This is a genomic window from Corynebacterium pseudopelargi, assembly GCF_003814005.1.
Classification (GTDB): domain Bacteria; phylum Actinomycetota; class Actinomycetes; order Mycobacteriales; family Mycobacteriaceae; genus Corynebacterium; species Corynebacterium pseudopelargi.
Genome location: NZ_CP033898.1, coordinates 1,215,004 through 1,235,444, shown reverse-complemented (window position 1 = coordinate 1,235,444; position 20,441 = coordinate 1,215,004). Strand labels below are relative to the sequence as shown.

General features: G+C 57.8%; 18 protein-coding genes. 4 read left to right on the top strand and 14 right to left on the bottom strand.

The genetic code is table 11. From position 1 onward, the window contains the following. Nucleotides 1-9: 9 nt before the first annotated feature. The 4 genes from CPPEL_RS05805 to CPPEL_RS05795 form a co-directional block, all read right to left on the bottom strand. Nucleotides 10-1,137: a low temperature requirement protein A gene (locus CPPEL_RS05805; RefSeq protein ID WP_245990400.1), complete on the bottom strand. Its 1,128-nt coding sequence runs from the start codon at nucleotides 1,135-1,137 to the stop codon at nucleotides 10-12. Nucleotides 1,138-1,288: 151 nt separating this feature from the next. Further along, complete coding sequence (locus tag CPPEL_RS11145) at nucleotides 1,289-1,462, bottom strand: hypothetical protein (protein WP_164470384.1); 174 nt, start codon at nucleotides 1,460-1,462, stop codon at nucleotides 1,289-1,291. Nucleotides 1,463-1,465: 3 nt separating this feature from the next. Next, nucleotides 1,466-2,155 carry a YceI family protein gene (locus tag CPPEL_RS05800; RefSeq protein WP_123960242.1) on the bottom strand — a complete coding sequence of 230 codons (690 nt, stop codon included), beginning with the start codon at nucleotides 2,153-2,155 and terminating at the stop codon, nucleotides 1,466-1,468. Nucleotides 2,156-2,165: 10 nt separating this feature from the next. Beyond that, entirely contained in the window at nucleotides 2,166-2,492 is a 327-nt protein-coding gene (locus tag CPPEL_RS05795; RefSeq protein ID WP_123960241.1) for a hypothetical protein, read from the bottom strand. 98 nt (nucleotides 2,493-2,590) lie between these two features. On the opposite strand from CPPEL_RS05795, the gene CPPEL_RS05790 reads away from it, so the two are divergent. Next, nucleotides 2,591-2,983, top strand: coding sequence for an RNA polymerase-binding protein RbpA (locus CPPEL_RS05790; protein WP_123960240.1), 393 nt, complete (start codon nucleotides 2,591-2,593; stop codon nucleotides 2,981-2,983). Between the two features lie 115 nt (nucleotides 2,984-3,098). On the opposite strand, the gene CPPEL_RS05785 is transcribed toward CPPEL_RS05790, so the two are convergent. From CPPEL_RS05785 to cobN, 4 genes are all read right to left on the bottom strand, one after another. Then, nucleotides 3,099-3,902 (bottom strand): polyprenol monophosphomannose synthase, encoded by an 804-nt coding sequence (locus CPPEL_RS05785; protein WP_123960239.1) that lies wholly within the window; start codon nucleotides 3,900-3,902, stop codon nucleotides 3,099-3,101. Then, nucleotides 3,899-5,419 carry an apolipoprotein N-acyltransferase gene (gene lnt, locus CPPEL_RS05780; RefSeq protein WP_245990398.1) on the bottom strand — a complete coding sequence of 507 codons (1,521 nt, stop codon included), beginning with the start codon at nucleotides 5,417-5,419 and terminating at the stop codon, nucleotides 3,899-3,901. The genes CPPEL_RS05785 and lnt overlap by 4 nt, the downstream gene beginning before the upstream one ends. Next, nucleotides 5,409-5,933 (bottom strand): FxsA family protein, encoded by a 525-nt coding sequence (locus CPPEL_RS05775; RefSeq protein ID WP_123960238.1) that lies wholly within the window; start codon nucleotides 5,931-5,933, stop codon nucleotides 5,409-5,411. Before CPPEL_RS05775 ends, lnt begins: the two co-directional genes overlap by 11 nt. 64 nt (nucleotides 5,934-5,997) lie before the next feature. After that, nucleotides 5,998-9,681 carry a cobaltochelatase subunit CobN gene (gene cobN / locus CPPEL_RS05770; protein ID WP_245990537.1) on the bottom strand — a complete coding sequence of 1,228 codons (3,684 nt, stop codon included), beginning with the start codon at nucleotides 9,679-9,681 and terminating at the stop codon, nucleotides 5,998-6,000. Nucleotides 9,682-10,006: 325 nt separating this feature from the next. On the opposite strand from cobN, the gene CPPEL_RS05765 reads away from it, so the two are divergent. From CPPEL_RS05765 to cobJ, 3 genes are read left to right on the top strand one after another with little or no spacing between them, the layout of a single operon-like run. Next, nucleotides 10,007-11,167, top strand: coding sequence for a precorrin-3B synthase (locus CPPEL_RS05765; protein ID WP_123960237.1), 1,161 nt, complete (start codon nucleotides 10,007-10,009; stop codon nucleotides 11,165-11,167). Between the two features lie 11 nt (nucleotides 11,168-11,178). Next, a complete protein-coding gene (locus tag CPPEL_RS05760) occupies nucleotides 11,179-11,829 on the top strand; it encodes a precorrin-8X methylmutase (protein WP_123961245.1) in 651 nt (216 codons plus the stop codon). Further along, nucleotides 11,826-13,313, top strand: a complete 1,488-nt coding sequence (gene cobJ, locus CPPEL_RS05755) for a precorrin-3B C(17)-methyltransferase (protein WP_123960236.1) — start codon at nucleotides 11,826-11,828, stop codon at nucleotides 13,311-13,313. Before CPPEL_RS05760 ends, cobJ begins: the two co-directional genes overlap by 4 nt. On the opposite strand, the gene CPPEL_RS05750 is transcribed toward cobJ, so the two are convergent. From CPPEL_RS05750 to tatA, 6 genes are all read right to left on the bottom strand, one after another. After that, nucleotides 13,310-14,041 (bottom strand): cobalt-precorrin-6A reductase, encoded by a 732-nt coding sequence (locus tag CPPEL_RS05750; protein WP_123960235.1) that lies wholly within the window; start codon nucleotides 14,039-14,041, stop codon nucleotides 13,310-13,312. The two genes, cobJ and CPPEL_RS05750, sit on opposite strands and share 4 nt — an antisense overlap. Further along, on the bottom strand, nucleotides 14,029-14,802 hold the full coding sequence (gene cobM, locus CPPEL_RS05745; RefSeq protein WP_123960234.1) for a precorrin-4 C(11)-methyltransferase: 774 nt from the start codon (nucleotides 14,800-14,802) through the stop codon (nucleotides 14,029-14,031). Before cobM ends, CPPEL_RS05750 begins: the two co-directional genes overlap by 13 nt. Beyond that, nucleotides 14,802-16,091, bottom strand: a complete 1,290-nt coding sequence (cbiE, locus tag CPPEL_RS05740; protein WP_245990394.1) for a precorrin-6y C5,15-methyltransferase (decarboxylating) subunit CbiE — start codon at nucleotides 16,089-16,091, stop codon at nucleotides 14,802-14,804. Before cbiE ends, cobM begins: the two co-directional genes overlap by 1 nt. A 23-nt stretch (nucleotides 16,092-16,114) precedes the next feature. Then, nucleotides 16,115-18,862, bottom strand: coding sequence for a DEAD/DEAH box helicase (locus tag CPPEL_RS05735; protein ID WP_123960233.1), 2,748 nt, complete (start codon nucleotides 18,860-18,862; stop codon nucleotides 16,115-16,117). Between the two features lie 36 nt (nucleotides 18,863-18,898). Next, nucleotides 18,899-20,005, bottom strand: coding sequence for a twin-arginine translocase subunit TatC (gene tatC / locus CPPEL_RS05730; RefSeq protein ID WP_123960232.1), 1,107 nt, complete (start codon nucleotides 20,003-20,005; stop codon nucleotides 18,899-18,901). A gap of 115 nt (nucleotides 20,006-20,120) precedes the next feature. After that, nucleotides 20,121-20,393, bottom strand: coding sequence for a Sec-independent protein translocase subunit TatA (gene tatA, locus CPPEL_RS05725; RefSeq protein WP_123960231.1), 273 nt, complete (start codon nucleotides 20,391-20,393; stop codon nucleotides 20,121-20,123). Between the last annotated feature and the right edge of the window lie 48 nt (nucleotides 20,394-20,441).

Here is a 20,441-nt window from a genome sequence, read left to right as displayed (position 1 = left end):
AGCCTTACCTTAGTGCTTCGCGGCACCGTTTTGGACGAGCAGATAAATCAGCGCAGCCATCACAATCGCGATGCCCCAAATTGGCAGCAACAAACACAGTAGGGCAGCTAAGGGGATAGCCCACTGAAGCGGTGCGGGTGCGCGACCTTTGAGCAATAGCACCCACACGCCGAGTAGGAACACGGCAACTGGGATGCCCACGGCGAGATTGGTGCCGATAAAGCCGAGCTCACTGTGGTTGCTAAAGTAGCCGACTTGGGTTTCGATACCCACGGATACGGCACCTGCTGCGGCGAAGATGAAGGCGTGGCCGTAGCCGTATCGAAGCGCGCGTGCTAGGCCGTCGATCTCTTTGTGGTGTGGGGGCCAGAAATACAGCCACCACATTCCGGCTGCAATAACTAAGCCTGCAACAGCCAGCGATAGCAGTGGCAGGATGTGGTCGTGTTCGTGCAGCGCATCGGCGATGGCATGGGCTGAGCCGAGCAACGATTCGCCAAGCAAGATGATGGTGAAAAGCCCATAGCGTTCGGTGATGTGGTGCGGGTGCCAATTGGTGCGGCCTGCACGCTCTGCGAACACTGGAATGCACAGTTCTAGGGCTGTGAGCAGGAAAAATACCGGAACGCGGGTATGGTCTGGCACAAAGGCCCAGGCCACCCATAGCACCTGGGCAAAGGCGAGGCCGGCTGCGTACATTTTGGCAGCCTTTGCCGCGATGCCACCGCAGCGTGATGCGCGCAACCACTGGCTGATTAGCGCCACGCGCATAATAACGAAGCCGATGATGGGGACAAGAAGGTTTTCTCCGGTGAAGAAAGCTTCGGAGCCGACGGCGAGGACGAGCACGCCTAGCATCTGCACAAAGGTCAGGGTGCGAAAGAGCCAGTCGTCATTATCAAAGGAGGTGGAAAACCACGTGAAGTTCATCCAGGCCCACCAGATGCATTGGAAGACCATGATAAAGCCGATCACGCCGTGCCAGACGTGGCCTTGGGTAAGCGCGTGGTGGAAATGTCCGCCGCCAATAGAAATGGCGATGACGAAGACGAGGTCAAAGAAGAGCTCGAGGGGAGTTGCGGTGCGGTGAGATTCCTCAGGGTCGCGAGGCCGCATCGGTTTGAGGTATTGGATCACGCTAGGAAGTGTAGCCAAGGCGCACAAGAAGAGCGAAGGCTCAAGGCTGTTTTGACATAATGTACATTATCGGACAATTACGGTGGATTGAACACCTGGTGAAGTCGAAAATGACTCATAAAGGGGCAACCAAGTGGTCACCCCTTTTACGTCACTGTGACGTTTCCTTTTGTTTATACGCTTGCCTGAGCTGGATTGCTGTAAAGATCAGGAACACCACGGTTAAAGCGCAAAGCCACCAGATGGATTGAAAGGCGCAAAAGATCGCCCAGATCACCAGACCCACAGCGCGAAACCATAGCGCCGGCAACATCTTCTCACTCATGGATTACTTCTCCAACGTGAGCAGGACGTTCACATCGCCTTCCTCAGCGATCTGTGCTGCCACGAACTCTGGGCTTTCCACACCAAAGTCATTGCGATTGATTCGGATGGTTGTAGAAATAATGATCTTGTCTCCATCGCGAACCACCTTGAACGTTGGATCGACATCCTGAGACTTACCCTTAATGCTCAAGGTGCCGGGAATCTTCAGCTCGGCCACGTTGGCTTGATCATCGACCTCAGAGAGATCCACAGGGCCTGCAACCTCGTAGGTTGCCTCGGGGTGTTCATCAGTTTTGAAGATTTTGGTGCGGACGTTGATATCGCGCTTTTCCACATCGGTCGATACTTGTGTCATATCAACAACAAAACGGCCCGATACAAGCTTCTCATTTTCAACAGTCGCTTGGCCTTCAACGTGGGTGGTTGATCCTGAGGTCACCTTATCTTCTGCAGGCAAGGACTCTTCAAAGGTAAAGCCAACCGAACTATGGTTCGGTGCCTGCCCATAGACTACATGCCACACACCATTGATATCAGTGGTGGCAGGCTTGGCCTTGGAGGCATCCAACTCTTCTGTTTTAATGCCGGGGCCGGTAAAGAGCTGGTAAAGCACCATACCTACAGCAAACAGGGCTAACACAATAATGGCGATCACCATCGTGATCACCACGGACTTGCGCCTTTTTTCCATGACTTCCCTACTACCTCGTTTGTTCAATCTGCTTGGCTAAGCCGACCAACTCATCGCACAATGCTGCAAGCTCCTCAGAGCTTGCCCCCTCTTGAGCCGCCGTCGCAATATCCTCGGCTGCACAGCGAAGCTCAAATAAGGCATCTTTTAAGCCCGATGCCTTCTGAGCCGAGAGCACCACTGCATCTACCGGCAAGCGTTGGCCTTGCCTGCCACTTCGCTGCTCATAGGCCCTTTGGCGGCATGCATGGCTGCAATATTTTCGACGCCTGCCACGCGCATTTGGCTCCATTGGCTTTGCGCACCAAACACAAGTGGCATCTTTTTGGGGTGACATTGCCTATCAACTTTAGCGCGTCCGGGAACAAAGTGTGTACGAACGTGCGTTATAGTAAAAGATCTTAATGCCAGTCGAGGAAAGGACTGACCAACACTATGGCAGATCGTGTACTACGCGGCAGCCGCATGGGTGCAGTGAGCTACGAAACTGATCGAGACCACGACCTAGCACCACGCCAGATGGTTCGCTATAAAACCGACGCAGGCGAAGTTTTCGAAGTTCCCTTTGCCGATGACGCCGAGATCCCTAACACCTGGCTGTGCAAGAACGGCCAAATGGGCACGTTGGTCGAAGGCGAAGGCATCGAGGCTAAGCCAGCCAAGGCGCCTCGTACCCACTGGGATATGTTGCGCGAGCGCCGCAGCATCGAGGAACTCGACGTGCTCTTAGAAGAGCGCATCGAGCAGATCCGCAAGCGTCGCCGTGATGCAGTGCGTCTGCTCAAACAACAGCAGGAAGAAGCTGAAGCGGAGAAATCCAAGGAATAATCCTTTTTAAGCTTCTACCCCATCGCCTTTTGCCCAAGGCAACAATGCCGTCTGCGGAATCCGCAGACGGCATTATTTATGTTGAAGGCGCATTACTTGCGCCAGCGCTGGTGGTTTAGATCATCCACTTTTTACGAAAACGCGCAATCTCATGCTTGGCTAGGCCGCCAACCACCTGCACGAAGTGTTGTGCCTGCTCAGCGCGGTGCTGGACACCCCATTTGGTCACCTCTGCCAGGGAATCCTTGACAAAGCTGCCATCGAGTTTCGATTCGCCAATTTCGCGCTCAGTAAAGGTGATCGGCACTTCGCGAACATCGAAATCGGCCTGAATCACGCGGAAAGCCACCTCCACTTGGAAGATGTAGCCTGCATTCGATAGTGCATCCAGGTCGAGGTATTCGAGCACTTGGCGTCGAAAAGCTCGATAGCCCGCAGTCATATCCTTAATGCCGCCGCCGAGAGCCAGGGAGATATAAAGGTTGCCGCCCTTGGAAAGCAACCAGCGCTGCTTAGGCCAGTTCACCACTTCCCCACCGGGAATATAGCGAGAACCGATCACCAAATCGGCGCCATCATCGATCTGCTCGAGCAGCAAATGCAGTTGCTCAGGGGCGTGGGAACCATCGGCATCCATCTCGCAGAGCACCTGATAATCGCGCTCCAAGCCCCAGCGGAAACCGGCCATATACGCCCCGCAGAGCCCGCCTTTACCTTCGCGGTGCAGCACGAAGATGTGATCGTCTTGCTCGGCCAAAGAATCAGCAGCATCGCCGGTGCCATCGGGGCTGTTGTCATCCACGATGAGCACATCCACCTCAGGGTTTGCCTCACGCACACGAGAAGTAATCAGCGGGAGATTCTCCAGCTCATTGTAGGTGGGGATGATCACCAACGTGGCGTCACTAGGTTTGCTCATCGGCGGTTCCTGCTCCTTGCTAACCATGGAATACACAGACAGATAGCACCTATCATAGCCAACCCCAGCTCGATCCCGCGGCCGATATGCACCGCGGGAGTCAACGTGTTTCGCAGCGGTAGTTGATCAATTAAAACTGCCTGCTCAAAGATCCTGCTTTGCTGCACTACCGAGCCATCAGGCTGCACAATGGCCGACACACCACTGGTGGCTGGCACCACCACCGCACGATCGAGCTCTAAAGCGCGCATCCTGCTCATAGCCAATTGCTGGTAGGTCATATCACTAAAGCCGAAGGTGGCGTTGTTCGTTGGGGTGGCCAATACTTGCGCGCCAGCTTTGACCGCATCGCGGCCTGCTGCATCGAAGGCCACCTCATAGCAAGTGGCAATGCCAATGGCGATGTTTCTGCCTAAAAGGGCCGCATCCACGTGGATCACGCCATCACCATCGCCGGCTTTGAAATCACCAGCGAGATCCACCTTCTCAGAAAAGAAACGGAAGAAATCGCGCCAAGGCATCCACTCGCCAAAAGGCTGCAGATACTTCTTATTGTGGTACTCCCCTGGGTTGCCTTGAGCATCGAAGGCCACCACCTGGTTGCGAGCCCCAACTTCATCGCTGGTGACCGCACCAACCAACACAGGTGCCTGGACGTGATCAGTGGCATCTTGGATGAGTTTCGATGCGCGCGGATCGGCAAAGGGATCAACATCCGCGGAGTTTTCCGGCCAAATCGCCACATCAATGGGCTGATCAATGCCCTCAGTGGCATGGGCGTGGTTTTCCAGTACCGCCATGCGCTGAGCATTAAAGTCCAGCCCCAAGCGCGGCACATTGCCCTGAACCGCAGCCACGGTGACGGTGCCGAGGTCTGCTGCTCGCTCGGGACGAATAAGCGGCCAGGCACTTAAAAGCAACAACACCGCAGCGACGCCACCGAGCATCTGGAAGCGGCGAGGCTTGGCCACCACGGCGCGCACCCCTTGCCAGATACACGCACCCAACACCGCCGCAGCAGCGCTGACTAATGCAGGACCACCCAGTGGCGCAAGGAGAGCAAGCGGGCCATCAATCTGGCCCCAAGCCAGGCGCACCCAAGCAAAGCCGCCGAAGGGGATGTGGGAGCGAACAAACTCCACCAGCATGTACACCATGGCAAAAGCCAAACCACCGCCGCGCAGGCGCAACAGCGCAGGTGCCACCGCGCCGAGGGCCAAAGAAAACAGGCTTAAGAATACGCACAGCGCCAAATAGGGGCCGATGCCGACGAACTCGCCAATCCAAGGCAGCAGCAAGACGTAGAGCACCATGGCGTGGCAAAACCCTAAGAATGCGCCTAAGCGCCAAGAGGTTTGATACAAGCTGGTAATCAGCAACGCAATGCCGAGCAACGCTGCCCACCACCAGCCTAAAGGCTCATAGGAGGCATAGATGCACACCCCGGCGAGGGCACTAACAATGGTGCGCCAAACAATGTTCAGCACAGGTTTGGCGCGAGAAGGTTTAGCGCTCACCGGAGGTGCCGAAATCCTCGGGCTTGACGTTATCTGTCCACCGCTTCAGGGAATCCTCGTCCAACTTCGGATCATCCTCTTTGGCGTCGACAACGCGCGGATCGAAGCTGCCATAGCTGGCGCGTTGACGATACGCATTGGTGGCTTCGAAAGAACGCACGCCGAGATCTTCCACCTTTGCCCGCAGCTTCTTAGCCAAAGACTTGCGCACCACGGCGCGCGTCGGCGGGATAATCAGCAACAGCCCCAGCACTGAGGTAACAAAGCCGGGCATAGCAACACCCATCGCACCGGCTGCGGTTAAGCCAATATCGCCTGCGGCCTTACCTGGGTCTTCTTGGCCCAAGGCGAGCTTTCGGGCAATCCCGCGCATTTCAAAAGCGGCCAGGAACAGGCCGAGGAAGAAGCAGAGGATCAAAAGGAACAGGGCTGTGCCAACCCCGAGCCACTTGGCCACGGCCCAAAAGGCCAAGGCCTCGATCAGCATGTACGGCAGTGCGATGAATAAAGGCATGGCCACTACCCTACTCAAAGCTCAAAAATGAGGGTGTGAAGCCAAGCCTTTTCCACCGGCGTATTTAAGCGCCGTCTTCTTCCAACTTGCCTTCCATATCCAGATAGGCCTGGCGCAACGCATCCAAGGATTCTTGGGTTGGTTGCTCCCACAAGTTCCTATCTGCGGCCTCGAGCAGCCTTTCTGCGATATCGCGCAGCGCCCAGGGGTTGGACTGCTCAAAGAACTCACGGTTTTCAGGCTGTTGCACATAGGTTTGCGTGAGCGTCTCATACATCCAGTCCTCCATGAGCCCGGTGGTGGCGTCGTAGCCAAAGAGGTAGTCCACCGTTGCGCTCATCTCGAAGGCGCCCTTGTAGCCGTGCTTGCGCATCGCCTCGATCCAGCGGGGATTTACCACGCGGGCACGGAACACACGTCGGGATTCCTCGTGCAGGGTGCGGGTCTTGACCGTCTCCTGTCGGGTGGAATCGCCAACATAGGCCTCGGGGTCGTTACCGCTCAGCGCACGCACAGTGGCAACCATGCCGCCGTGGTACTGGAAGTAATCGTCTGAATCGATGATGTCGTGTTCTTTAGAGTCCACGTTCTTTGCTGCGACCTTGATGCGTCGATAAGCATTGCGCATATCATCTGCCGCCTGCACACCTGGAAGATCTCGGCCATAGGCATAGCCGCCCCAATTGGTGTAGACTTCGGCAAGATCGTGATCGTCTCGCCAGTGGCCCGACTCGATCAACTGCAGCAAACCAGCACCATAGGTTCCAGGCTTGGAGCCGAAGATACGGCGCACATGGCCGCCGGCTTTTGGCTTACTTGCGCTATCAGCTTGAGCGTCTTCGAGCATGTGGGCGCGGATGAAGTTCATCGATGCAGGCTCATCTAGGTGTGCCACCATCTGGATGGCATCGTCGATCAAGGCCAGCACGTGCGGGAAGGCGTCGCGGAAGAAACCAGAAATGCGCACCGTGGTATCGATGCGGGGTCGGCCGAGCTCTTCAAGGCTGATCACTTCCAAATTGACCACACGCCTAGAAGCCTCGTCCCATACTGGACGCACACCAAGCAGCGCGAATACCTCGGCAATATCATCGCCGGAGGTGCGCATGGCAGAAGTACCCCATACCGAAAGGCCAACAGAGCTTGGGAATTGCCCATCGTGATCATCGCGATAACGCTGAATCAAAGAATCTGCCAGCAACTGGCCAGTCTCCCACGCAAGCCTAGAAGGCAGCGACTTGGGATCCACCGAGTAGAAATTGCGACCGGTAGGCAGCACATTGATCAGACCACGCATCGGCGAACCAGAAGGTCCTGCCGCGATGAATTCACCGTTGAGGGCGCGAAGGATTTGATCGATCTCGGCAGCAGATCCATCAAGGCGCGGGATGATCTCCTGGCAGGCAAAGTGCAGCAGGTGCTCTAATGCTTGCACATCGGTGCCCTCGGGCAGACTCTGGGCGGCAATGACTTCCGCTACTGCTTGGCTATCCCAATCGCGTTGTTCAAGGGCATCGAGTAACTGATAGGCAATGCGTTCGGCCTGATCAACCTCGCTGCGCGTAACATCGCCGGATTCATCCAAACCGAGAGATTCGCGCAGGCCAGGCACGGCCTGTTCCCCACCCCAGAGTTGGCGTGCGCGCAGCATGGCCAGCACTAATTCCACGCGAACCTCGCCACGGACCGCCTCGCCTAGGATGTGCAGGCCACCGCGGATGGCTGCGTCTTTGATTTCGCAGAGCCAGCCGTCGATTTCCATGAGCTTATCGTCGAAGGCGTCTTCCTCGGGGCGCTCATCCCAGCCCAAATCGCGGTCCATCTTGGCAGCTTGCAGCAGCGTCCAAATCTCCTGGCGGATCGCCGGCAGCTTCGCTGGGTCCATGGCGGCGATATTTTGGTGCTCGTCAAGCAACTGTTCAAGCCTGGTGATATCACCATAGGATTCCGCGCGAGCCATCGGCGGAATCATGTGGTCTACCAGGGTGGCATGTGCTCGGCGCTTTGCCTGGGTGCCCTCACCTGGATCATTGACCAAGAAGGGGTAGATCAGCGGCAGCTCGTGGATGGCCTGATCCGGGTAGCACTCTTGGGAAAGGCCGGCGTTTTTACCGGGCAACCATTCCATGTTGCCGTGCTTACCCATGTGCACAATGGCGTGGGCGCCAAAGATTTCGCGCAGCCAGTAGTACGTGCCCAAGTAGTGGTGGTTGGCAGGCAGATCCGGGTCGTGATAGATGCCTACGGGGTTATCACCAAAGCCGCGTGGCGGCTGGATCATCACCACAACATTGCCAAATTGCAGGCCGGCAATGTAGATCTCTCCAGTTGCTGGATGCACATAGTGCTCGCCTGGGGCCTTGCCCCAGTGCTCTGCCATTTCCTCGCGCATGGCTTGAGGCAGGGTGTTGAAGAAGGCCAGGTAGTCTTCTTTGGCCAGCTTGAGTGGGTTATTGGCCAATACTTCCTCGGTGAGCCATTCTGGGTCGTGGCCACCGGCTTCGATGATGGCATGCATGAGCGCGTCACCGTCGTGTGCGCCATCGGCCGATCGATAGCCAGGTATAGCCTGCACATCGCCTAGGTCGTAGCCTGCCTTACTCAAAGCCTCGAGCACCCTGAGCGTAGACACTGGCGTATCTAGGCCGACGGCATTGCCGATGCGTGCGTGCTTGGTGGGGTATGCCGAAAGCATGAGCACGATCTTCTTCTCGGCGTTGGCTACGCTGCGCAGTTGTCCGTGGCGCACCGCGATGCCAGCCAGGCGGCTACAGCGTTCGCGATCAGGAACGTAGGCAATCAGGCCGTCTGCGTCGTATTCCTTGAAGCTAAAGGGCACGCTGATCAAGCGTCCATCAAATTCCGGCACCGCGATTTGGGTGGCAACATCCAAAGGCGACAAGCCCTCATCATTGTCTTGCCATTCCTTGCGGGTATTGGTCAGCGCGAGGCCTTGGATGATGGGGATATTAAGCTCGGCGAGTTTTGCCACATCCCAGGCTTCATCATCGCCACCGGCTCCTGCGGTAGCAGGCTTGGTGCCACCGGCGGCAAGCACCGTGGTGATCAGCACATCGCACTGGCCAAGCTGTTCAAGCAATGCCTCGGGTGCCTGGCGCAGTGAAGCAGCAAAGAAGGCGCGCGGCTGGCCGCCAGCTTCGGCCACCGCTTCCACCAATGCCTCCACATAGGCGGTGTTACCGGCAAGGTGTTGGGCACGGTAATAGACAATGCCAACGCGAGGCCCACCGGCCTGATCTGCACCAGCCTCTACCCCGCTTGCCTCTACCTCGCCTGCTTGGGCTACCAAGGGATGATCCAGGGTGCCCCACAGTGGTAAGTGCTGGGGCTGTTCAAAGCCATAGCCTGTCAGCAGCAGTGTGTCGGAAAGGAAGCGGTAGAGGTGCTCGAGGTTGCCGGCGCCGCCTTCTGCTAGGTAGGTGTGTGCAGTTGTCACCACACCGGCAGGCGGGGTGGAAAGCTCCGTAAGCTCTGCATCTACTGCGAGTTCACCAGAGACCACCACCAGTGGGATGCCCGACTGTTGGAGTTGGCGCAGGCCTTCTTCCCATGCCCGTTTGCCGCCGAGTAGGCGCACGACCACCACGTCAGAATCTTCAATGATCTGGTCTAGTTGCTGAGCATTGAGGTGGTTGGGGTTGGCAAAGTGGTAATCGACTTCCGGGGCGGCACTTGCTGCCTTGGCAGTAAGCAGATCTGTATCGGAGGTCGAAAGCAGCGTGATCACAGCGAGTTGGTCCTTTTCTAAACGGGTTGCGCGCCCGGTTGGATGCACAGACAAAGGCGAGCAGCGTAATCGTCTGACTTTTACAGTGGCGCGACCGTCCCGGAATTGCACCGGTGTTGATTATCGCTTCGCAGTAGCACCTACCCTAGCGCATCCGGGAGCCGAGATTGTGTTAGATACCACCTTGATCTGAACAGCAAAAACTTCATCTGTGGCAGTTTTCACCCCCGGCCTGTTTGCCTTGAACTTTAAAGATATGCCCTGATCAGCACCGTGTTTGCTCTGGGACACCACCGTGGCACCTCACGCTTGCGAAGGGGTTAGCATGGCAGACATGACTAGCGAGCCCATGCAATTAGTGGCACACCCAGATCGCACCCGCGGAGATATGTGCCCGGGAGCCTTGACACTGCATCATGCCGCCGATGGCGCAATCGGCCGCATCCGTTTCCCAGGCGGCAGGGTGCGAAGCCAAGATTGGGCTGAGATCGCGGCGATTTCCAAGGAGCTTGGCGACGCCACCGTCCACATCACCACCCGTGGCAATATGCAATTCCGCGGGGTCAGTGACGAGCAAGCCTTCGGCGAACGCGTAGAAGCAGCAGGCTTTCTGCCCTCACGGGCACACGATAAGATCCGCAACATTCTCGCCTCTCCCCTAAGTCCAAATCTCTGGCAATTCAGCGAGGCCTTAGATAATGCCCTGCTTGCCAATGATGTGGTTGCCGGCCTTTCCGGCCGCACGCTCTTCGGTTTTGATAATGGCAGCGGCGATATCTTGAGCCAGCGCCCAGACTTTGGTGTGCAACACACCCCGGATGGCTTCGATCTCATGCTCGGCGGCAAGGATTCGGGCATGCGCCTGCGCAATCCCAACGAAGTGGTGCCGATGATGGTTTCTGCGGCCCAGCTTTGGCAGGAGATGCGACAGCGCACCTGGAGGCTGCAGGAAAACGCCGAGGTGCGAGCGCGGATCGTCGACAAGCTCCAAGCTGAGTTTGATCTGCAACCCCACGATCGAACTTTAACTATCCACGAAGGTTCTGCGCGGCCTGTGGGATGGATCCAAGAAGGCGACACGGTCGCGCTGGGGGCGGGTTTGAGGTTCGGCTTTTTAAGCGCCAAGGCCGCAGAACTGCTCGCTATTATCGGCGCCGATACCGCCATTACCCCCTGGGCCTCGTTGGTGATCCACGGGCTCAGCGAAGGCGATGCGGAAGCCGTGGTGCGCGTGATGGCTCCGCAGGGCTTGATCTTTGATGCCAACTCCCCCTGGCTCAAAGTCACCGCATGTACCGGCCTGCCGGGCTGCGAAAAGTCCCTGTCTAATACCCAAGCCGATGCCAAAGCCTTGGTTTCTTCCGGTGAAGCAATCGAGGGGCTTGTACACTTTTCGGGGTGCGACCGCCGCTGCGGTCACCCACTGTCCGCGCACACCGAATACGTTGCCACCGGCGACGGCGAATACGAGGTAGCCCAACGATGAGCAGCTCGCCTGTGAGCTTTGAATATGAAACTGATGGCAACGAGATTTATCGTCAATCCTTTGCCATGATCCGCGAAGAGTCCAAGCTCGATGGCTTTGATCCCCAACAGCAAACCGTGGCTGTTCGCATGATCCATGCCGCAGGCGAGGTGGATCTGGCCGCAGATATTGACTTCAGCGATGGCCTAGTCACTGCCGCCCGCGGTGCGCTCAACGCCGGTGCACCCATCCTGTGTGATGTGAATATGGTGGCAAGCGGAGTCACCCGCAAACGCCTGCCCGCCGATAATGAAGTGCTGTGCCTGCTCAAAGACGAACGCACCTCAACCCTGGCCAAAGAACTCGGCACCACCCGCAGCGCCGCCGCCGTAGAACTGTGGGAACCGATGCTCGACGGCGCTGTGGTGGCCATCGGCAACGCCCCAACAGCCCTGTTTCACCTGCTGAACTACCTCGCTGCCGATGCTGCTCGCCCCAGGCCAGCGGCCATCTTGGGCATCCCCGTGGGTTTTGTAGGCGCCGCCGAATCGAAGCAGGCACTAAGCGAAGTAGCGGCAGCCTTGGGCACGGAATACCTCACCGTGCATGGACGCCGCGGCGGTTCTGCCATTACCTGCGCTGCCATTAATGCTTTGGCTACCGAGCAGGAGATTTTGGGATGAGCGCCAAGCTGGTAGGTGTAGGAGTTGGCCCAGGCGATCCAGAACTACTCACCATCAAAGCAGCGCGCGCCATCCAAGAAGCCGATGTGATCGCCTATCACTGCAAGCCCGGTGGCAGCTCCACCGCCGCTGCAATCGCCTCGGAATATATCCGCGAGGATCAGATCCAAGAGATTCTCGAATATCCCGTTACCACCGGTAGCACCGATCATCCCGGCGGCTATGCGGGTGCTCTGGCAGATTTTTATGCCCAAGCCACCAACACCTTGGCCAATCATCTCGCCGAAGGCCACACCGTGGCAGTGCTCGCCCTGGGTGATCCAATGCTGTATAGCTCCTACCAGCACCTCCACCGCGCCTTAGCTGCCGATTACCCAGCGGAGATCATCCCCGGTATCCCCTCTGTGACCGCAGCCGCCGATGTGCTCGGCCAGCCGCTCAGCGAGGATAAAGAAACGGTAGCCATCTTGCCCGGCACCATGGATCCAGACGCCCTAGCCAATCACCTCAGGCTCGTCGATGCAGCCGTGGTAATGAAATTGGGCAGGCGCTTCCAATCGGTGCGCCAGGCCATGATCGATGCACAAGTAGCCGAGCGCGCCTATGTGGTCATCCGCGCCACCATGGACGATCAGCGCATCATCCCCCTGCTTGAGGCCAGCGCAGAAGACGTGCCCTATTTTTCCGTGGCCGTTGTGCCTTCCGCAGTAGCCAATGCCTCCTCGCCGCAGCGCAGCGATGCCCAAGGCGAAGTGGTGGTCCTTGGTTTAGGCCCAGGCGCCCAGCGCTGGACTACGCCCGAGGTGCTGGCCGAATTGCGCACAGCCGATGACATTGTGGGCTATTCCACCTACGTGCGCCGTGTGCCAGAACGCGCCGGGCAGCGCCGCCACCTTTCCGATAACAAGGTTGAGGCCGAACGCGCAGCGATGGCCTTGGACCTAGCCAAACGTGGCCGCAAAGTTGCGGTGGTCTCCTCCGGCGATCCGGGCGTCTTTGCCATGGCTGCCGCTGTGCTTGAGGTGGCTGAAGACCCCCAATTTATCCAGGTGCCGGTGCGCATTATTCCGGGTATGACGGCAGCACAGGCTGTTGCTTCTCGGGTGGGTGCACCGCTGGGGCACGATTTTGGCATGGTGTCTTTATCCAACCGGCTCAAACCCTTTGAGATTGTCGAGCGCCGCGTGCGTGCCCTTGCCGGGGCCGATATGGCCTTTGCCTGCTATAACCCCGCCTCCAAGCAGCGCCGCTGGCAGCTTGCCAAGGTGGCCGAGATCGTGGCTGAATTCCAGGCGCCTTCCACCCCGGTGATTGTGGCCAGGGCGGTGGGCTCCGATGCCGAGCATGTGCAGATTGTGCCCTTGGCTGAATTCGACCCGGAGGTGGTAGATATGCGCACCATGGTGATCTTCGGGGCCTCTACCACCCGCCAATATGAAGCACCCCAGGGCACCAGGGTGTACACCTCCAGGTACTACACCTAGAGCTTGTCGACGACCCCAAGCACAGCTTGGGGTGAGTGCACCTCAACGGTGACGGGCGCAAGGCTTGGCCTGCGCACCATCACCACGTCGATACCCAACATGCGGGCCGCCTCAATCTTGGCGTAGGTCATCTCACCGCCGGAGTTCTTGCTCACCACCACATCGATTTGGTTATCCACCATGAGCTTCTTTTCGCTCTCGAGGCTAAAAGGCCCACGCGAAAGAATCACTCGGTTCCTCGGCGGCAGTGCCACCTTCGGCGGATCCACGGCGCGGATGACGTAGAGGTTATGCGGATCGTTGGCAAAGGGAGCCAAATGCTGGCGCCCGATGCTTAAGAAAATATGGTGATACTCGCGCGCCACGAGCGCAGCGGCATCTTCTACCGAATCAACCTCACGCCAACGATCCTTTGGCTGCGCCTGCCAGGGCTTACGATGCAAACCGATTAGCGGAATGCCCGTGGCTCTGCTTGCCTCTGAGGCCGAAAGGCTGATCTTCTCGGCATAGGGGTGGGTGGCATCAATGATCACCTCCACCCCGGAGTGAATCAGCCACCGCGCGAGGCCTGCAGGCCCGCCGAAGCCACCAATGCGCACCTCGCCTACCGGCAAGGCAGGGTTGGCAACTCTTCCTGCCAGGGAGCTCGTAACATGCCAGCCGCGGTCGTGCAGCAGCTTCGCCGTATCGCGGGCTTCTTTGGTGCCACCGAGGATCAACGCACGCACGGAATCGTCCTTCCCTCGGCATCGCGGGGGCGATCATCTGAGTAGAGATAAGAATCGGGGAAACCCTCGGCGCCTAATACTGACCCCACCACAATGACCGCAGTGCGGCTAATACCTGCATCGCGGACCTGTTGGGCGATATCTCCAAGCTGGCCGCGCAAAATCTTCTCCTCGGGGCGGCTGGCAAAAGCCACCACCGCTACCGGGCAGTGTGCCCCGTATTCAGGCAATAATTCCTCCACCACACGCTCGATATCGTGTGCAGCAAGGTGGATACACAAAGTGGCATGGCTTTGTGCCAGCGTTGCTAAATCCTCGCCTTCAGGCATCGCGGAGGCTCGCCCAGAGATGCGGGTTAAGATCACCGTCTGCCCCACCGTGGGCACCGTCAATTCGTGGCCAAGGCTAGCGGCCACGGCGGCAAATGCCGGGACACCTGGGACGATCTCATAGTCAATCCCCTCTGCGCTTAAACGCCGAGCTTGTTCTGCAAGCGCCGAGTAGATGGATGGATCACCAGATTGCAGGCGAGCCACGTCTTTGCCCTCGGCATGGGCTTGGCGGATCACCTCCATGATGGAATCCAAGGGCATGCGCGCAGTATTGATCAGGCGTGCGCCTTCTGGGGCTTCTTCTAATACCTCTTCAGGCACGATCGAGCCGGCATATAAGCACACCTCGCAGCGCTGGATCAGCTTTTGCGCTCGCAGCGTAAGCAAATCTGCTGCGCCAGGGCCTGCACCAATGAAATAAACCGTCATCAGGAATCTACACTTTCAACATTTGCTTTCTTTACTACCCATTGCATCACCGGCAGCGCAGGCTGCTGGGCACTAAAACGGCCAATATGGTGCTGGGTAGCAATCTGGATGGTATGCAGCTCGCCGCCAAATCGTGCCTGCAGCGCAATCAACATACTCATCGACTCATTCGTGACCCCATTGGCCACCAAGCGACCTCCCGGCTTTAAGGCCTGCCAGGCAGCATCAAACACCTCATCTTGGGTTAAACCGCCGCCAATAAACACCGCATCCGGCGCGGGCGCTTGATCAAAGGCCACCGGCGCACTACCAAGCAGGCTTAGACGACTACTCACACCAAATGCCGCAGCATTGGCCTCGATCCTTTCGCTGCGCTGGGCGTTGGCCTCAAAGGCCACCACTTTGCATGACGGTTCGAGCCTCAAGCACTCAATGCCAACGCTGCCGGAACCTGCGCCTACATCCCAAAGAGTTTCACCGGCGCTAGGGGCAAGTGCTGCCGCGCTGAGGGCTCGAATATGGCGTTTGCTGATTTGCCCATCGTGCTGGAACTGCTCGTCTGGACTGCCCGGTGCTTTGGATTCAAGCTGCATTGAAGGTGCAAGCTCGATGGCGATCACGTTGAGTGAGCTCTCCACTTTCGGTGGCACCAAGGTGGTGCCATGGTGGATTTGTTCATCCGGGCTTCCCAAATCGCTTAACACACTCATGCGCGCCTCGATGCCGTGGCGTGCAAGCAGGGTGCAAATTGCTAGGGGCGAAGATTCATCGCGGCCAAGCACCAAACTGCGGCGGTGCTGTCGCACTGGCGGCAACACCGATTCCAAAGGTTCTGTGGTCAGGCTCAACACCGGGGTATGCTCCACGGCCCACCCCATGCGTGCACAGGCTAAAGATGCGCTGGAGGCATGGGGTATGACGTGGATATCCCAGCCCTGGAGCTCTTGATGCAAGGTGGTGCCAATGCCGTGGAACATCGGATCTCCCGACCCTAACACCACGACCTTTTTGTGCTGGAGCTGCTCAAACATGGGCACAATGGAAGGCCGTAGCGGCGATGGCCAGGGGCGCTTTTCTGCCGTGTGCGTTTCATCCAAGAGGTTTAATTGCCGCCATGAACCGATGATCACGTCGGCCTGGCGCAACGCATCAAGGGCGCTATCGCCCAGTTCAGCGATGCCAGCAGCAGGAAGTCCAACAACGACCACGCGATGCTCGGGATCGCGCGCCATGGGCTGCATCGCGTGTTCGACTTCTTGGGCCGAATGCTGGGGCTTGGGCACATTCATAGTGCCCGATATTACCCATCGCATCAGGCACCGATGGCAACCACTCCGCGCCGAATGGCATCAATGGCTTGCCTAGCACAACGCTGTACATCATTGGTGTAGGCCGTTTTTCTTACCTGCTCAAGCAGGTCAACCACCTGGCGTGCTTGGCGCACAAAATCACCTGGGGAAAGCTCGGCACCAGAGGCCGCGGCAGCCTGGATGCAGTAGCCCAAAGGGGCACCGGAGGTCCATTGGTGTAGTGCCAGGGCAAAGCCCGGGTCTGGTTCTTTAGAAATAGGCAGCTTATGGGCTCGTTCATCCACGCTGAGCTCTTCCCACAAGCGCACGGTGTTGTTCATCGCCAGCGCCATAGCCTCGGTCGCCGCTTCGGGTTCTCCCCTGGTTTCCCTGCGCGTTTCAAAGGTGCACATGCTCACCACACCGGCGAGTTCTGCTGGATCCAGCTCATTCCAGATCCCGCGCTTCAGGCACTGGGCCACCAGCAAATCGGATTCGCTGTGGATCTTGGCCAGGCGTTCGCCCTCGTCGCTGACTTGGGGTTCGCCTTGATCCAGCTCGACATAGTCCAGGTAGGTCAATAGCCCTAAGATCCGGTCGAATTGTTGGCCAAGGCTATCGGTTGCCCCGGCAATGGCGGCGTCTAAGGCCTTGATCTTCTTCGTGGCAGTGGCATAGGTATCGGCTTCTCGCACGAAGGTTTCTCGATCCGCCCAGTGATGCACCGGATGGGCTTTCATCTGCTCGCGCAGGCGCTTTTGTGCCGCATTGGGGCGATGCCTCGGGGTGAGTTTTAAGCTCTTGGGGCGTTGCGATTGGAATTTAGCCAAGGCCTTCGCTGCCATCTGCGCATGCTTTTTCGGTTTTGCCACCACTGGCCTTGGCACACGCATTTGGCCGACCACCACCGGTGGTACTGCGAATTGCCCAAGATCCAAGCGCCCAGCCCAACCGTCTTCTACAACAACCAAGGGGCGAGGATCTTTTTGGCTCTTGGCAGGTTGGACCACAACGGCAAGTGGTGGGCGACGTTTGGCAGGTAAGGCGAGGACGTCGCCAAGCTGTACTGATGCAAGCACCTTGCGCACCTCAAGGGTGCGATCCTCTTTGGCCTGGCGGTGAGCACGCTTTTCCTCAGCACTTAAGCGCTGGCGGATTTCTACGTACTCGACCAAATCTTCCAAGGGCTGCTGGCTTGGTGGCGAAAGCCGCTCTACCAGTGCAAGGAGTGTGTCGCGGCCTTGAGCCTGAAGCTGCTTGGCTTGCTCTAAGGCGCGCACCTCGCCCACCACGGAACCATCGGCCTGGAATTGTGCAAAGGACATATCAATAAGGCGATGTGCTGCATCAAAACCGATGGACTTTAATAGGTTCACCGACATGTTGTAGCCAGGGGCGAAGGTGGAATTCAGAGGATAGGTCCTGGTGGATGCTAGTCCGGCTACCTGGCGTGGATCCATGGCAGGCGACCACAACACCACGGCGTTGCCGATGGTATCGATGCCTCGCCTACCGGCGCGCCCGGTTAATTGGGTGTACTGGCCTGGGGTGAGATCAACATGGCCTTCGCCATCGTATTTGACCAGCTTTTCTAGCACCACGGTGCGCGCAGGCATATTAATGCCAAGCGCTAAGGTTTCGGTGGCGAATACCGCTCGCACGAGGCCTTGGACGAACAAGGCTTCCACCACATGGCGAAACGCCGGCAACATCCCGGCATGGTGCGCGGCGAACCCGCGCTGTAGTGCCGCCTTCCACTGGCGAAATCCCAGCACCTTTAGATCAGCCTCGGGGATCTCGGCGACGCCTTCATCCACGATCTCCCCAATGAGCTTGGCTTCTTCTTCACTGGTGAGCACCAGGTGAGATCGCAGGCATTGATGCAGCGCCGCGTCGCAGCCAGCGCGGGAGAAAATGAAGGTAATGGCAGGCAACATGTCTTGTTCCTGCAAAATATCCAGCACCTCTGGCCTACCTAATGGCCGATAGCGATCTTGGCGCCTTGGGGCACCGCTGCGTGAAGAATGCTGGGCTTTTGCGCCACTGCGGGCACGGAATCCCCCGCTGGACGCGCGCTTGAGATCATCGCCTTCAATGCGCTGGATATGCGAAACTAAGCGCTCGTTCACATCGGAAGGGGTGCCCTCTTCAAACAGTGGGTGTACGCGCCTTCCCACCATCATCCACTGCCGAAGAGGGATGGGTCGATGCTCATCGACGATCACTTCCGTATCGCCGCGAACGGTATTTAGCCAACGCCCGAATTCCTCTGAGTTACTCACTGTGGCTGAAAGGCCGATCACCCGGACATGTTCGTCGAGGTTTAAGATCGCTTCTTCCCACACCGCGCCACGGGAACGATCTGCAAGGAAGTGGATCTCGTCCATCACCACATGGCTCAAGCGATCCAGGGTGCTTGATTGCGCATAAAGCATGTTGCGCAGCACCTCGGTGGTCATCACCACTACATCGGCGTCGTGGTTGATGGAGACATCGCCGGTAAGCAGGCCTACGTTTTCCTCGCCATGGACTTCTACCAAGTCATGGAATTTTTGGTTGCTTAGTGCCTTAATTGGGGTGGTATAAAAGCACTTCGTGCCTCGGGCAAGGGCGAGGTAGACGGCAAATTCGCCCACGATGGTTTTGCCTGCGCCGGTGGGTGCGCAGACTAAGACCCCTCGATCATCTTCGATTGCCTCACAGGCGCGAAATTGGAAAGGATCGAGGGGGAAAGACTGGCGGGCTTGGAATTGCTCGAGGTGTGTAGCCATGATGCCCTTAAGGCTACAAGGTGATGGCAGAAGAAGTTAGATCACGTCGTCGAAATCGCTGCGATCCTGCAGGCTTGAAGTGCCTTCCTTGGTGCTACTGGGCTTTCCAATGCCACTTGGTGCGGCAATGGGGCCAGAGCTTTGCACCGAACCAGAACCATAGATGCTCCCGGAGGACGCAACCGGGCCAGATGGGCCGATTGGGCCTGAGGCACCCACGCTGCCGGATGGACCAACGTAGCTGGAATCGGCATCAAGCGGGGTGGATTCATCATCGTCAACATCCATCCACTCGGGGCGATGGACCTTGCGGCGTTTGTCGTTAAAGCGCATGAACTGGAAGGAAAGCTCTACTAGCAGCGAGAGTGCACCACCAAGCACCGTCATGCCCACCATGTCTTGGCCTGGAGTGACGATGGCTGCCAGCACAAACAGCGTCATCATGATAAAGCGGCGCTTGCCCTTCACGGCCTCGTAGTGCAATACGCCCACCATGTTCAAGGCCACCACAAAGAGTGGCACCTCGAAGCTGATGCCGAAGATGACTAGCGAGTTCAGCAGGAACTTAAAGTACAGGGCACCTGAGAGTGCCGTGATCTGCACATCGCGGCCCATGCTGAGCAAGACTTCCAGGCCAATGGAGATAACCCAATACGCAATCACGGTGCCAAGCACGAACAGTGCCACCGCGATGCTTAAAAAGATCATGCTGATGCGGCGTTCGTTTTTAAGCATGCCGGGTGCCACAAAGCCCCAGATCTGCCAGAGCCACACCGGTGAAGAAAAGACGATGCCGGCAAGCGCGCCTACTTTAAGGCGCAGCATGAACATCTCAAAGGGTGCGGTGGCGATCAGGCGACATTCGCCATCATTAGAAAGATCAGCGCGGTAATAATCCGGCAGCGAACAATAGGGGCCGCGCAAAATATCGCCCAGCGATGGGATGGGGCCAAAGGATTGCTGGTACCAGATAAAGCCAAGCACGGTGCCAAGTGCGATGGCAATCAGTGCGCGCACCACACGGGTGCGAAGTTCTTGGAGGTGTTCCACCAAAGACATATCGGCTTGGGGGTTGCGCTTTGCTTTGCGCTTGCCCACCTTTCGCCGTGTGCGCGTTGCCTGGGAACCTTCGCCGGTGCTCATCTTCTCTTTTCGCGTTGCTGTTGCAAAAAGCTCCTCGCCATCGCTCGTGCTGATGGCGGGCAGCCCAAGAGCGCACTACGTAGCAAGTGTTGCTACGTAGGCGCTGCGGTGATTCTTATTGCTGGTAAGGGTGCTGATTCTGGGGCTGTTGCACCTGTTGTGCCTGAGGAGGCTGCACCTGGGGCTGCTGCTGGCTGGGAGCGGGGGCATCGATTTGGCGCTGTTGTGCCTCATAGCGCTCGTCGTCGTTGCTCATTTCCTTCATCTCCGACTTGAAGATGCGGGCCGAGCGGCCAATCGAACGTGCTGCATCGGGCAGCTTCTTTGCGCCGAAGAGGAGCACAAAGAGCAAGACGATAATCGCAATTTCCATGGGGCCGATTGACATGCCGGCTTCCTTTCTGCCTTGAGTGCAGATCGACGTTGTTGCTACAAC